Annotated in this window: 15 protein-coding genes; 7 read left to right on the forward strand and 8 right to left on the reverse strand. The window is 68.1% G+C overall.

Annotation, left to right across the window (positions count from 1 at the left end):
• Positions 1 to 39: 39 nt before the first annotated feature.
• Positions 40 to 1,167: a citrate synthase 2 gene (locus tag JW364_RS21120; protein ID WP_065630762.1), complete on the reverse strand. Its 1,128-nt coding sequence runs from the start codon at positions 1,165 to 1,167 to the stop codon at positions 40 to 42.
• 167 nt (positions 1,168 to 1,334) lie between these two features.
• Here JW364_RS21120 and pdxH point away from each other — a divergent pair, with 167 nt between their 5' ends.
• Positions 1,335 to 2,030: a pyridoxamine 5'-phosphate oxidase gene (gene pdxH / locus JW364_RS21125; protein WP_240199422.1), complete on the forward strand. Its 696-nt coding sequence runs from the start codon at positions 1,335 to 1,337 to the stop codon at positions 2,028 to 2,030.
• A 25-nt stretch (positions 2,031 to 2,055) separates the two neighbouring features.
• Here pdxH and JW364_RS21130 read toward each other — a convergent pair whose 3' ends face one another.
• On the reverse strand, positions 2,056 to 2,502 hold the full coding sequence (locus tag JW364_RS21130; protein WP_137810790.1) for a hypothetical protein: 447 nt from the start codon (positions 2,500 to 2,502) through the stop codon (positions 2,056 to 2,058).
• Between the two features lie 158 nt (positions 2,503 to 2,660).
• Here JW364_RS21130 and JW364_RS21135 point away from each other — a divergent pair, with 158 nt between their 5' ends.
• A complete protein-coding gene (locus JW364_RS21135) occupies positions 2,661 to 3,929 on the forward strand; it encodes an MFS transporter (RefSeq protein WP_065630765.1) in 1,269 nt (422 codons plus the stop codon).
• Positions 3,930 to 3,973: 44 nt separating this feature from the next.
• Positions 3,974 to 5,047 (forward strand): isopenicillin N synthase family oxygenase, encoded by a 1,074-nt coding sequence (locus JW364_RS21140; RefSeq protein ID WP_205334258.1) that lies wholly within the window; start codon positions 3,974 to 3,976, stop codon positions 5,045 to 5,047.
• A gap of 15 nt (positions 5,048 to 5,062) precedes the next feature.
• On the opposite strand, the gene JW364_RS21145 is transcribed toward JW364_RS21140, so the two are convergent.
• The 6 genes from JW364_RS21145 to JW364_RS21170 all read right to left on the reverse strand — a co-directional run bounded on the left by JW364_RS21145 (position 5,063) and on the right by JW364_RS21170 (position 8,777).
• Complete coding sequence (locus JW364_RS21145; RefSeq protein ID WP_205334259.1) at positions 5,063 to 6,127, reverse strand: oxygenase MpaB family protein; 1,065 nt, start codon at positions 6,125 to 6,127, stop codon at positions 5,063 to 5,065.
• A 54-nt stretch (positions 6,128 to 6,181) separates the two neighbouring features.
• Positions 6,182 to 6,451 carry a DUF4235 domain-containing protein gene (locus JW364_RS21150; RefSeq protein ID WP_058251595.1) on the reverse strand — a complete coding sequence of 90 codons (270 nt, stop codon included), beginning with the start codon at positions 6,449 to 6,451 and terminating at the stop codon, positions 6,182 to 6,184.
• A gap of 65 nt (positions 6,452 to 6,516) precedes the next feature.
• Positions 6,517 to 6,774, reverse strand: a complete 258-nt coding sequence (locus tag JW364_RS21155) for a DUF3618 domain-containing protein (protein WP_065630768.1) — start codon at positions 6,772 to 6,774, stop codon at positions 6,517 to 6,519.
• Positions 6,775 to 7,170 (reverse strand): phage holin family protein, encoded by a 396-nt coding sequence (locus JW364_RS21160; RefSeq protein ID WP_035718303.1) that lies wholly within the window; start codon positions 7,168 to 7,170, stop codon positions 6,775 to 6,777.
• 72 nt (positions 7,171 to 7,242) lie between these two features.
• On the reverse strand, positions 7,243 to 8,115 hold the full coding sequence (locus tag JW364_RS21165; protein WP_205334260.1) for a biotin-dependent carboxyltransferase family protein: 873 nt from the start codon (positions 8,113 to 8,115) through the stop codon (positions 7,243 to 7,245).
• Positions 8,112 to 8,777 carry an allophanate hydrolase subunit 1 gene (locus tag JW364_RS21170; RefSeq protein WP_068970281.1) on the reverse strand — a complete coding sequence of 222 codons (666 nt, stop codon included), beginning with the start codon at positions 8,775 to 8,777 and terminating at the stop codon, positions 8,112 to 8,114. The genes JW364_RS21165 and JW364_RS21170 overlap by 4 nt, the downstream gene beginning before the upstream one ends.
• Before the next feature lie 125 nt (positions 8,778 to 8,902).
• Between JW364_RS21170 and JW364_RS21175 the strand changes: the two genes are divergently transcribed.
• From JW364_RS21175 to JW364_RS21190, 4 genes are all read left to right on the forward strand, one after another.
• Complete coding sequence (locus JW364_RS21175; protein WP_159370292.1) at positions 8,903 to 9,853, forward strand: carbohydrate kinase; 951 nt, start codon at positions 8,903 to 8,905, stop codon at positions 9,851 to 9,853.
• A gap of 61 nt (positions 9,854 to 9,914) precedes the next feature.
• Positions 9,915 to 11,237: a citrate synthase gene (locus JW364_RS21180; RefSeq protein ID WP_078113443.1), complete on the forward strand. Its 1,323-nt coding sequence runs from the start codon at positions 9,915 to 9,917 to the stop codon at positions 11,235 to 11,237.
• Between the two features lie 56 nt (positions 11,238 to 11,293).
• Complete coding sequence (locus JW364_RS21185) at positions 11,294 to 11,662, forward strand: FKBP-type peptidyl-prolyl cis-trans isomerase (RefSeq protein WP_205334261.1); 369 nt, start codon at positions 11,294 to 11,296, stop codon at positions 11,660 to 11,662.
• 14 nt (positions 11,663 to 11,676) lie between these two features.
• Entirely contained in the window at positions 11,677 to 13,011 is a 1,335-nt protein-coding gene (locus JW364_RS21190; protein ID WP_065630816.1) for a deoxyribodipyrimidine photo-lyase, read from the forward strand.
• Positions 13,012 to 13,131: the final 120 nt, after the last annotated feature.

A 13,131-nucleotide genomic window follows, 5' to 3' on the forward strand; every position in this document is an offset into this window, starting at 1 on the left:
CGAATCTGTGGGGGAAGTAGCGATTCTGGTGGAACGGACCTACAGGCCCGGCTTCACGACGTCACCCCAGCCCTCGACGTCCTCAGGGCGACGGGGGCTCGGGCCGGTGTAGATCGCGGCCGGGCGGACCAGCTTGCCGAGGCGCTTCTGCTCGAGGATGTGCGCACACCAGCCGGCGGTCCGGCCGCAGGTGAACATCGCCGGCATCATGTGCGTCGGCACCTCGGCGAAGTCGAGGATGACCGCCGCCCAGAACTCGACGTTGGTCTCGATGGCGCGGTCGGGGCGTCGTTCCCGGAGTTCGGTGAGCGCGGCCTGCTCGAGTGCGGCGGCGATCTCGAAGCGGGGGACGCCCAATTCCTGGGCGGTGCGGCGGAGCACGCGGGCACGCGGGTCCTCCGCGCGGTAGACGCGATGCCCGAAGCCCATGAGCTTCTCCTTGCGGTCGAGGATCCCCTTTACGAGTCCCCGTGCGTCACCGGTGTTCTCGACCTCCTCGATCATCGGCAGCACGCGTGCGGGGGCGCCGCCGTGGAGGGGGCCGGACATGGCGCCGATCGCGCCGGACAGCGAGGCCGCGACATCGGCTCCGGTGGAGGCGATCACCCGTGCGGTGAACGTCGACGCGTTCATGCCGTGCTCGGCGGCGCTGACCCAGTAGGCGTCGATCGCGGCGATGTGCCGGGGATCGGGGTCGCCCTTCCAGCGGGTCATGAAACGTGCGGTGACGGTGTCGCATTCGTCGATGACGTGCTGGGGGACCGCGGGCTGGTGGATGCCGCGCGCGGACTGCGCCACGTACGACAACGCCATCACCGAAGCGCGGGCGAGGTTGTCGCGGGCGGTTTCGTCGTCGATGTCGAGCAGCGGCTGGTAACCCCAGATCGGGGCGAGCATGGCGAGCGCGGCCTGGACGTCGACGCGCACGTCACCGGTGTGGATCGGCAGCGGGAACGGTTCGGCCGGCGGTAGGCCGTCGCCGAACTTGCCGTCGACCAGGAGGGCCCACACGTCGGCGAAGGTCACCTTGTTCTCGACCAGGTCCTCGATGTCGACGCCGCGGTAACGGAGGTTGCCGCCGTTCTTGTCCGGTTCGGCGATGTCGGTCGTGAAGGCCACCACGCCCTCGAGTCCGGCGACGAAATCCTCGGGAACAGTGTTGGCCATGGCAACCCACCTCACTCGACGTCCGTGTCGTGCATCCACGAGGATGCAATCCACGACGAACTGTAGATCAGCACGACGCCCCGCGTGTACCCCGGAGTAACGAGCACGGTCGGAGTAGCGTCAGGAAAGTGCTGGACGAGTCGCGCGACCCCATCGACCTGCCGAACATGCGCGTCGGATACGGCGGCGGCATCCCACCGAACATCGGCGAGGGCGACCGCGCCGCCGGTGCCGACGGCATCCGCGAGAACCTCGACCCGAGCTGGCTGCGCGGCGACCCGCCGTGGCTCGATCTCTTCCACGTCTGGCTCCGCGAAGCCGTCGACGCTCGGATCGCCGAGCCCAACGCGATGGTCCTCGGCACCGCCGACGCCGAGGGCAGGCCGTCGACCCGCACCGTCCTGTGCAAGGGGGTCGACGCGAACGGCGTTGTCTTCTTCACCGGGTACGACTCCGACAAAGGCCGACACCTGGCCGCGAATCCGTATGCCTCGGTGACGTTTCCCTGGATCGCGCTGGAACGGCAGGTGCACTTCCACGGACCGGTCGAACACGTCAGCGCCTTGGAGATCCAGGCGTACTGGGAGCTTCGACCCCGCGGGTCGCAGCTCTCGGCGGCCGCGTCCGAGCAATCACGGCCCATCGGCAGCCGCGTCGAACTCGAGCAGAAGGCCGCCGAACTCGCCGAGGCCTACGGCGGGTTCGACGAGGGTGCCGAGGTCCCGGTCCCGTCCGATTGGGGTGGGTACCGCATCGTCCCGGTCGAGGTCGAGTTCTGGCAGGGGCGAGCGAACCGCCTGCACAATCGGGTTCGGCTGACCCACGTCGATCACTCCTGGCGGGCCGAACGGCTGCAGCCCTGAGCGTCGACACCCGTTCTGCGGGCCGTCAGCGGTAGTCGAGGCGGTTCGGGTCGAGTCTGGCGATACCGCACTGCGCCTGGGCGAAGATCGGTGCCCGGTACACATGGTGCGCGACGCGCACGCCGTTCACCCAGATGGTGCAGCGGGCGTAACCGCCCCACGACGTGATGTTCGCGGCTGTCTGCTGTCGCTGCTTGTGCGAGGTGAAAGTGGTTGTGGTCGACCACAACCGGGTCTTCGGATCGTAGTCGCGCAGGCTCATGCCCACGCGGCCCCCGCGAGGTGACATCCGGTTGTGACCGTCGACCCACCAGAAGCCGTACGCGCTCTGCTGATCCGACGCGACCTGCACCGTGATGCGATCGCCGGCCGTCGGATACCGCGGACCGGCCTGTGCCGTCCCCGGAACCGCGAGGCCGAGTACGACGGCCACCGCGACCGTCACCACCGTCATCCAGCGTCGAACACCCATGTGCATCCCCTTCTCCGAGCCCCGACCAAGGTGCAAGGTGCGCCTCGGGCGGAATGACCATAGCGGAGGGCAGCGACCACGCGACGGCACTGTCCACAGGCGGCCTTGTGGAGTGCCTGCGTGGCCGGACGTCGGCGGGCGGTCCTAGCATCATGGAAATGCCCCGCCTCCTCGCCGACACCGCGCCGCTGCGCAACCAGTACTTCCGGCGACTGTGGCTGGCGAACATCGTCACCGTCATCGGCGCGCAGTTGAGTGTGGTCGCGGTGCCGGCCCAGATCTACGAGGTCACCGGTAGCTCTGCCTACGTCGGACTGACCGGTGTCTTCGGCCTGGTGCCGCTCGTCGTGTTCGGGCTCTGGGGTGGGGCGCTGGCCGACGTCGTCGACCGCCGGACCCTGCTCATCATCACGACCGTCGGCCTCATCGTCTGCAGCGCCCTGTTCTGGGCGCAGGCCGCGGCGGGTGGGCAGAACGTGTGGATCGTGTTGGTGCTCTTCGCCGTTCAGCAGGCGTTCTTCGCCGTGAACCAGCCGACGCGGACGGCGGTGCTACCGCGGCTGCTCGACGCCAAGGACCTGCCCGCCGCGCTGTCGCTGAACATGACGGTCATGCAGGCCGGCGCCATCGCCGGGCCACTCGTCGGCGGCGCCCTGATCCCCGTCCTCGGCTATTCGCTGTTGTATTTCGTGGACACGATCTTCCTGCTGCCGACGCTCATCGCCGTCGCGATGCTGCCGTCGCTGCGGCCGGAGAGCGATGCCGCGCCCAAGGTGGCCGGCCTGCGTTCGGTCCTCGAAGGGCTGCGGTATCTCGCCGGGCACAAGATCCTCCTGGCGTCGTTCCTGGTCGACCTGATCGCCATGATCTTCGGCATGCCGCGGGCGCTCTTCCCGCAGATGGCCCACGAGAACTTCGGCGGCCCCGAGGGCGGCGGCATCGCCTTCGCCCTGCTGTTCACGGCGATCTCCGCGGGAGCCGTCGTCGGTGGGATCTTCTCGGGCTGGGTCGCCCGCGTGCAGCGCCAGGGCCTGGCGGTCATCGTGTGCATCATCATCTGGGGTCTGGCGATCACCGGAACCGGGATCGCGGTGTCGTTCGCCGACGGCACAGCCATGCCGATGCTCCTCGTCGCGGTGGTGTTGCTGATGATCGGCGGTGCGGCCGACATGGCGTCGGCGGCGTTCCGGCAGTCGATCCTGCTCACCGCCGCGACCGACGAGGTCCGCGGCCGACTCCAGGGCGTGTTCATCGTCGTGGTCGCCGGCGGGCCCCGGATCGCCGACGTCGCCCACGGCGCCGCGGCCGCCTCGATCGGGGTCGCCGCCGCGACCGCGTTCGGCGGTATCGCGGTCGTCGTCGCGACCATCATCGCGGCGTTGCTGATCCCCGCCTTCGTGCACTACCGCGCCGGTCAGCGCACCTGAGAACGGGTTCCGCCGACCAGCGCGGTCTCGCGATCGGTGCCACCATGGACGCCATGACCGCCGCCGCCACCGGATTCGACGTACCGCTCATCGACATCTCGCCGTACACGCGGAACGGTGACCCGGCCGATCGGGCCGTGGTGGCGGCCAGGTTCGACGACGCGGCGAGTTCGGTCGGCTTCATCCAGGTCGTCGGGCACGAGATCCCCGCCGCCGTCATCGACGAGTTCACCGCCGCCATGGACGTCTTCTTCGCGCTGCCACTGGAGCTGAAGAAGACCTACCGCACGCCGCCGGAGATCAATCGGGGATACGCGCCCCCGAAGTCGGAATCCCTGTCGTTGTCGCTGGGGGTCGAGTCCGCGGCACGCATGAACGACTTCTTCGAGGCCTTCAACGTCGGCGTGGAGGCGACGCAGTACCCGGAACTCGATCTACCCGCCGACCACTACGCGACGAACACGTGGCCGGCCGTCGAGCATTTCCAGGCGGCGGTGTCGGCATACTTCAACGAGGCACGACGCGTCGCCCACACGCTCACCAGGATCTTCGCCGATGCCCTCGACCTACCCGCCGACTTCTTCGAGGGATTCACCGACCATTCGCTCGACGTGCTCCGGATGAACAACTATGCGCTGCCGCCCGGTGAGATCGAGCTGGACGGCGATCCCACCGGCATGGGGGAGCACACCGACTACGGCATCGTGACCGTGTTGTGGGCCGACCAGGTCAAGGGTCTGCAAGTTCTCGACCAGCACGGTGACTGGCACGACGTGAGTCCCGCCGACGGTGCGTTGCTGATCAACCTGGGTGATCTGATGGCGCGCTGGACCAACGAGCGGTGGATGTCCACCTTGCACCGGGTGAAGCCGCCCGTCGTCGACGGAACGGTGGAGCGGCGTCGTTCGGCTGCCTATTTCCACGACGGCAACCTCGACGCGATGATCTCGACCCTGCCGTCGTGCGTGGGGGCGGGCAGCCGCTATTCGCCGATCACCGTGGGCGAACACATCGGTGCGAAGCTCGCCGGCTCCCGAGCGGGCCGTCCGAACCCGCACGCCCCTCGGGAGGCCGGACGTGTCCGGCAGGCGATGCGCCGAAGCCAGGGGCAGCAGTAGTCGTTCGGGCGTATGTCAGTCCGCGGTGAGCACACCCGGGTACGACGCCCGCCGTGCCGCGGTCACCGGGCAATAGTGCATCGGGTTGCCGCGCTCGCTCTGCGGCGGGAGATTGCGCGTCGGCGTGTGCACGATCGGTGCATCCACGGCGACCTTGCCGTGCACGCGATCCCACGCATCGCGCGGTCGGGGGTGGCGCAGCGCCCGCTTGGGTAGGAGCTTGTGCATCACGAGGTTGATGCCCTGACCCACCAGACGGAATAGACGTTCGTCCTTGTCGGTCCACTCGAGCCCGAGGATCTCGCGGATCGGCTCGTCGTAGAACCCGGTGGTCAGCCACATGAACAGTTTCTGGTTCTGCGGCACCAGGTACCGGTCCCACAGCCACGTCGGGATGAAGCTCAGGAACGGCGGGGGCGGCAGCTGGGTGATGTCGAGGACCGTGCGGACCGATACGTGATCACGAAGCACGTTGCGGCACATGTGGTCCCAATACTCCAGGAAGTCCTCGTAGGTCTCCGGGACGGGACGCATCGAGACGCCGTACTGGGCGTACCAGGCTTTGGACTCCTCGAAGAGCTGCCGCTTCTGGTCCTCGGTGAGGAAGGGTCCGAAGCGTTCGCACAGTCGGACGTTGCCGTACCAGAACGTGGCGTGGGCCCAGTAGAAGACGTCGGGATCCAATGCGTGATAGCGGGACCCGTCCTCCATGGTGCCCTTGACGGCGAGGTGGTAGTCGCGCACCTCTTCCCCCGTCCGGGCACCCGGGATGACGGAATCGAAGACGACGCCGCTGATCGGATACAGGGAGCGCATCAGGCGCTGCCACCGTTCGCCGAAGAAGTCCGAATGGTCCCACACCGCCGCACCCAGCTTGGGATGCATGTTCTGGATCGACCCGGCCCACAAGCCCTGGAACATCCCCGTCCAGGTCCCCCAGATCTGCCAGGTCAGCGAATCCGGGCCAAGGGGTTCGTACCCGTGTGTCGCCGACGACGCCGCGCCGGCCGGGCAGGTGGCCTCGGCCGACGCGGCGTCGACGGGACAGGTGTCCTGGGAAGCGTGCAGAACCTCGGCCATGAGACGAAACGATAGGTTCGTCTCACTCGGGTGTCAACCGAGGTCTACCGAGAGTCACTCCGGATTCTCGTGGGTCACCGCCCGGTACCCGCGCGCTCCGGCGCGGTCGACGGCGGCGCGAACGAGACCGAACACGAGTCCTTGCAGCGCGGCGGCCACGAGAACCTCTGTGTTGCTGCGCTCGAGATCCTTGGGATCGGGCGCCGACTCGTCGTCGGAGATCCGCTTCCAGATCTGCCCGAACACCGCGCCCGCGGCGATACCGCCGAGCACGCTGGTCGCGAGGGACATCGGTTTGTACATCGCCTTCGATACGGCACTCATGACAGCTCCTTGCTCTTGGCTCGACTACAACCGCCCGACGGCGGCCTCTCAGCGACGACGGCCGGTCAGCGACGACGGCGGCGGATCACGATGAACGCGCCCAGCGCCACCACCGCGGCGACGGCCGCACCGATCAACACGGTCTGGTTCTCCTGGGCCTTCACCTGCGCGGTATGCGCGGTTTTCGACGCCGCCTCGTTCACCCGTGCCGGGACATCCAGCTTGGCCGCGAGAGCGTCGACCGTCTCGGCCAGCTCCTCCCGCTGTTGTTCGATCGGCGGCGGATCGTCGGTCGGATTCTGGTCGGGATGTGTCTCACTCATCTACAGGTGCTCCTTCACAGTCGCCACGTCACGCTGGACACTCTCGACGGTTCGCTCCGGTGCCGGGGGCACAGCGGATTTGGCGCGCTTGGCGCCGATCGCCGCGGCGGCCCCGCCGATGACCAGCAGCACGACGCCGACGATCACCGCTGCCAGCCACGCCGGCACGGCGTTTGCCAGTCCGAGCACGGCCGCCGCGACCAGCGTGCCGAGCCCGAACAACACCAGCAGCGTGCCCGCGCCGGAAATCCCCGCACCCACCCCGATGCGGGTGCCCTTACCCTTCATCTCCGCGACAGCGTGCTGCAGTTCGGTCTTCACCAGGGTCGTCGTCTGCTGTTGCAGACGTTCGACGAGTTGCACGGTCGACAAGTCGTTCACAGACGGATCACTCACGCTCGTACCTCCTATCGGGACGCTCGTATGCGTTCCCGCGGCGGTCGAAGGCGAAACATCGTGTCCGCGCGATCAGCACTGACGAAATCGGATCTCCGATCCGGGTACAAGCTGCGCGGCCAGGTCCACCGCGCCCGCGGCGAGGACCGCCACCACGGGGTAGCCGCCGGTGACCGGGTGATCGGCGAGGAAGATCACCGGACGGCCGCTGGGCGGGACCTGGACCGACCCGTGGGCGATCCCCTCCGAGCGGAGCTCGGCGGCGCCGGCGCGATGGGCGAGGAGCGGCTGCGCCGACCCCTCCGCGCGGTCGATCCGCACCCCGACCCGGTTGCTGTCGGACCCGACCAGCCACGTTCCGACGAACAGATCGGACGGCGACTCGAGATGCCCGGCCCGCGGACCCTCGTGGCACTCCAGCACGACGACACGAGGGTGGTCGCGGTCTGCGGGGGCGGACAACGCGGTGGGCCAATCGCTCGCCGCATGGCCCACGGGCAGACGGTCGTCCGTGCCGAGAGGTGGCGGTCCGAGCCCGGACAGCGTATCGGTGGACCGGGAACCCAGTACGGGCTCGACGTCGATCCCACCCCGCACGGCGATGTAGTTGCGCAACCCCCAACCGGGGGTGTCGAGGGCCAGCTCGTCACCGGCGCGCAGCACCAGTGCCGCGGCGAGCCCCGCGGGGACCCCGTTGTGGCGCACCACGGTATCCGCCCCGGTGACCGCGACCAGGGCGTCGGCGTCGACGCGTGCCCGGAACCCGCCCAGCGTCGTCTCGACGACTGCCGCCCACTCCGCGTTGCCCACAAGGCGATTGGCCAGCGCGAGGGCCCCACGATCAGCACCGCCGGAACCGGGGACACCGAGATCGGCGTAGCCCGGTCGGCCGTGGTCCTGAACAGTCGCGAGGGGTCCCGTCGCGAGAACAGTCAGCGCGGTCATGTGCCGTCGCGTCCGGCGTCGACGAAGCGGACCACCCGGCCCGCAGCGAGCCGGGCGGGGGGATCGGCACCGGCATCCCACAGCCGAACATCGGTGCGGCCCAGCAACTGCCAACCGCCGGGACTCGACCTCGGGTACACCGCGCTGTACCCGGCGGCAATCGCGACCGACCCCTCCGGAACATTCGTGCGGGCCTCCCGGCGTCGGCCGACGGCGTCGAACGGATGCGCTGCCTCGTCGTCGGCGACGAGATACCCGAAACCCGGTGCGAAGCCCATGAACTGGACGCGCCATCGGGTGCGACAGTGCAGCCCGATCACCTCGTCGGTCGTCATCTCCAGTGCCGCAGCGACATCCGGGAGGTCGGCACCGTCGTAGACGACCGGGATGACGATCTCGTCGGTGCTGTGGATGTCGGGATCGCCCGCGCGCTTCCGACGCCGGAGCGCCCGGCGGACACCGAGTTCGTCCAGCCCGCGGCCGGGACGGGCCTGGACCAGGACGGTGTGCGCGCTGGGCACGAGGTCGGTGACCTCGGGGAGTTCACCACCCCGGATCGCTTCGCGGAGCGCCGCGACCGCGCTGAGTACCGCGGCCGACGGTGAGTCGTCGGCCGAGAAGTCGAGGACCACCGCGTCGGGGCCCGCCGGCAGCTCGTGCATCCAACGAACTTACCCCGCGCGACACGGTGTCCCACCGATTGAACTCGGGCGGAGGGGCCTGCGTCCGGTGGCAGACTCAGAGAGGACGGGCGCGGGATGGCCGACGCGGAACGTGAGGAGAGACAGTGAGAGAGATCGTCGTCTGCGGTGAGGCGCTCGTCGATGTCGTACAGCAGGGCGGTGGCCGGCACGACACGACCGCCGGCGGTCTGGCGCCGTTGCAGCCCGCCCTCGGTGGTGGCCCGTTCAATGTGGCAATCACGCTGGGACGGTTGGGGAGTGCGGTCTCACTGCTGTCCGCGGTGTCCACCGACACCTACGGCGATGCGGTCCTCGACGCACTCCGGGCCGCCGGCGTGGGAACCGCGTTGGTCCAGCGTCGTGACGAGCCCACCTCGTTGGCCCTGGCGACCATCGCCGACGACGGTTCGGCGCACTACTCCTTCTACGTGGAGGGCACGGCAGATCGTGCGATCGACGATCCCGGCGCACTGCCGCCGACCGTCGCGGCGGTGACCTTCGGGACCCTCTCGCTGGTCCTGGAACCCGGTGCCACGGTGTACGAGAACCTGATGCGCAGATGCCGGGCCGAGGGCCGAGTCGTGGTGTTGGACCCGAACATCCGGCCCGCGGTCATCGCCGACCCCGAGGCCTATCGACGGCGCTTCCGGAGCTGGATGTCGTCGGTGGACGTGGTCAAACTGTCCGACGAGGACGCGGCCTGGCTCAACAAGGGGTCCGCGGGGAGTTCGACGACAGACTGGCTGGCCGACGGCGTCGCCGCGGTGGTCACCACAGCGGGAGCCGCGGGCATCACCGTTCGCACCGCGGCCGGTGAGGTGACCGCACCGGCTCCGGCCGTCGATGTCGTCGACACGATCGGCGCCGGGGACAGCGTGCTCGGGGGCCTCGTCAATCACCTGGACCGGCGTGGTCGACTCACGCCCGGAGCAGTGCGATCCCTGACCCTCCAGCAGTGGCGGGAAGCGGCTGAATTCGCAGCTCACGTGGCTGCGGTGACGGTCTCGAGGCCCGGCGCCGACCCTCCGTGGGCGGGCGAGCTGAGAAGCGACTAGGTTGTACCTGTGTGTCCTACCCGGTCACTGTAAAAATCTCTGATCTGAATAAGGGGTTCGTGTGTCTGCTGAAACAGTCCCAGCCGACCAGGCGTCCGACACGGCCTCAGCGACCTTCACCTACCCCGGTGGACAGCTGGAGCTCCCGATCCTGAAGGCCACCGAGGGCACCGACTCGGTCGCGCTCGGCAAATTCCTGGCCGAGACCAATCTGACCACCTTCGACGGTGGCTTCGTGAACACCGCGTCGACCAAGTCGGCCATCACCTACATCGACGGTGACGCCGGCATCCTGCGCTACCGCGGAATCCCGATCGACCAGCTGGCCGAGAAGTCGACCTTCATCGAGGTGAGCTACCTGCTCATCTACGGGGAGCTCCCGACTCCGTCGCAGCTCGAGGACTTCACCACCAAGATCCAGCGCCACACCCTCCTGCACGAGGACCTCAAGCGCTTCTTCGACGGATTCCCCCGCAACGCTCACCCGATGCCGGTGCTCTCGAGCGCGGTCAACGCTCTGTCGGCCTACTACCAGGACTCGCTCGATCCCAAGGACGACGAGCAGGTCGAGCTGTCGACGATCCGCCTCCTCGCGAAGCTGCCGACCATCGCGGCGTACGCGTACAAGAAGTCGGCGGGACAGCCGTTCCTGTATCCCGACAACTCGCTGAGCCTCGTCGAGAACTTCCTGCGGATGACCTTCGGCTTCCCCGCGGAGCCCTACGAGGTCAACCCCGAGGTCGCCAAGGCCCTCGACATGCTGTTCATCCTGCATGCCGATCACGAGCAGAACTGTTCCACCTCGACCGTCCGCCTGGTGGGCTCGTCGCAGGCCAACCTGTTCACGTCGATCTCCGGCGGCATCAACGCGCTCTGGGGCCCGCTGCACGGCGGCGCCAACCAGGCCGTGCTCGAGATGCTCGACGACATCCGGGCCGACGGTGGCGACACCAAGGACTTCATGAAGCGGGTGAAGAACAAGGAGGCCGGCGTCAAGCTGATGGGCTTCGGTCACCGCGTCTACAAGAACTACGACCCGCGCGCCGCCATCGTGAAGAAGACCGCCGACACGATCCTGGAATCGCTTGGCGTGCAGGACGACCTGCTCGACATCGCCAAGGGTCTCGAAGAGGTCGCCCTCAACGACGACTACTTCATCGAGCGCAAGCTGTACCCGAACGTGGATTTCTACACCGGTGTCATCTACCGTGCGATGGGCTTCCCGACGCGCATGTTCACCGTGCTGTTCGCGCTGGGACGCCTGCCGGGATGGATCGCGCACTGGCGCGAGATGCACGAGGACCCGACCACCAAGATCGGCCGTCCGCGTCAGCTCTACACCGGCTACACCGAACGCGACTACGTGCAGATGGGCGATCGCTGAGCGACCGTTCCGACGCACCGCCTGACCGCCGAACACCCGACTCAAAGGAGAGTCCAGTGACCAGCACCGAGAAGCCAGTGGTCGAGTTCCAGGCGGGACCCCCGCCGACCGACCTCACCATCTCCGACCTCATCGTCGGCGAGGGCGAGGAAGCCGCTCGCGGCGGCATCGTCGACGTCCACTACGTCGGGGTCGACTACGAGACGGGCGAAGAGTTCGATTCGTCGTGGGATCGCGGCCAGTCGGCCAACTTCCCGCTGGACCGGTTGATCCCGGGCTGGCAGGAAGGCATCCCCGGGATGAAGGTCGGCGGACGCCGCCAGCTGACGGTTCCGCCCGAGCTGGCCTACGGCTCGGCCGGTGCCGGACACCGTCTCTCGGGACGGACCCTCGTGTTCGTCATCGACCTGCTCGGAGTGGGCTGACGTCCGCCACCGAACTGGTCTGGCTCAGGCGCGATCTACGCCTGAGTGACCTCCCGCCGCTCGCCGCGGCCGCCTCGAGGACCGATTCGTCGGTCCTCGTGTGCTTCGTGGTGGACCCGCGGCTGGAGAAGTCCGCGGGCGAGCGGCGGCTCGCGTTCCTGTTCGACTCCCTGCGGGAACTGGACGACAAGCTCGACGGCAAGCTGCTCGTCGTGCGGGGCCGACCCGAGGTCGAGATCCCGAAGCTGGCCCGGGCGGTCGACGCCGAACGGGTGCACATCTCCGAGGACTTCGCCCCGTTCGGCCGCCGACGCGACGAGGCCGTCGCCGACGCGCTCGGCGACATCGAGCTCGTGGCCACCGGGTCGCCGTACCTCGTCTCACCCGGTCGTGTCACCAAAGACGACGGCGAGCCGTACAAGGTCTTCACGCCGTACTTCAAGCGGTGGCGTGACCACGGCTGGCGTGCGCCCGCCGACTCGTCGGTGCCTGCGAAGAAGATCGTCGATCCGTCCGAGCTGACGAAGACCGGGCGCATCAAGATACCGAAGTCGCCGACCGGGTTGTCGTTGCCCGCCGGTGAGGACGCGGCGCTCGAGCGGTGGGCCGAGTACGTCGACGACGGTCTCGCCGACTACGACTCCGGCCGCAACGATCCCGCGGGTGACAGCACCAGCCGGATGTCGGCGTATCTCAAGTACGGCAACATCCATCCCCGCACGATGGCCGCCGATCTCGGCAAGTCTGGTTCTGCTCCCCGAGGTGCGAAGGAGCGCAGCGACGGAGCCTCGAGGGGGCCGCAAGCGTATCTACGCGAACTCGCCTTCCGCGACTTCTACGCCGACGTGCTGTTCCACTGGCCACATAGCTTGTGGCACAACTGGAATCGACAGTTCGACGGCATCGACCTCGACACCGACAAGAAGGCCTACGAGCGTTTCGACGCATGGAAGGCAGGGCGTACCGGTTTTCCGCTCGTCGACGCCGGGATGCGTCAGCTCGCGGAGACCGGGTACATGCACAATCGGGTGCGCATGGTGACCGCGTCCTTCCTCGTCAAGGACCTGCACCTGCCGTGGTGGTGGGGAGCGGAATGGTTCCTCGAGCAGCTCATCGACGGTGACATGGCGTCGAACAACCACGGCTGGCAGTGGGCCGCCGGTACGGGAACCGATGCGGCGCCGTACTTCCGGGTGTTCAACCCCGAGGCGCAGGCCAAGAAGTTCGATCCCGACGGCGAGTACGTCCGACGCTGGGTCGGTGACGTCGAAGCCGACGACTATCCCGAGCCGATGGTCGATCACAAGGCCGAGCGTGAGGAAGCGCTCCGCCGTTTCGGCCAGATCTAGTGGTGTGTCTCGCAATTGTCTAGCTCGTTGTTCGGTAGGCTGGGTTGATGAGTGCACCGGCAGCGTGTTTGCGGTTGACGAAAGCCGAGCGGGAGACGTTGGAAACGTTGGCGCGGGCGC

This window comes from Gordonia sp. BP-119 (assembly GCF_016924115.1).
GTDB lineage: Bacteria > Actinomycetota > Actinomycetes > Mycobacteriales > Mycobacteriaceae > Gordonia > Gordonia hongkongensis.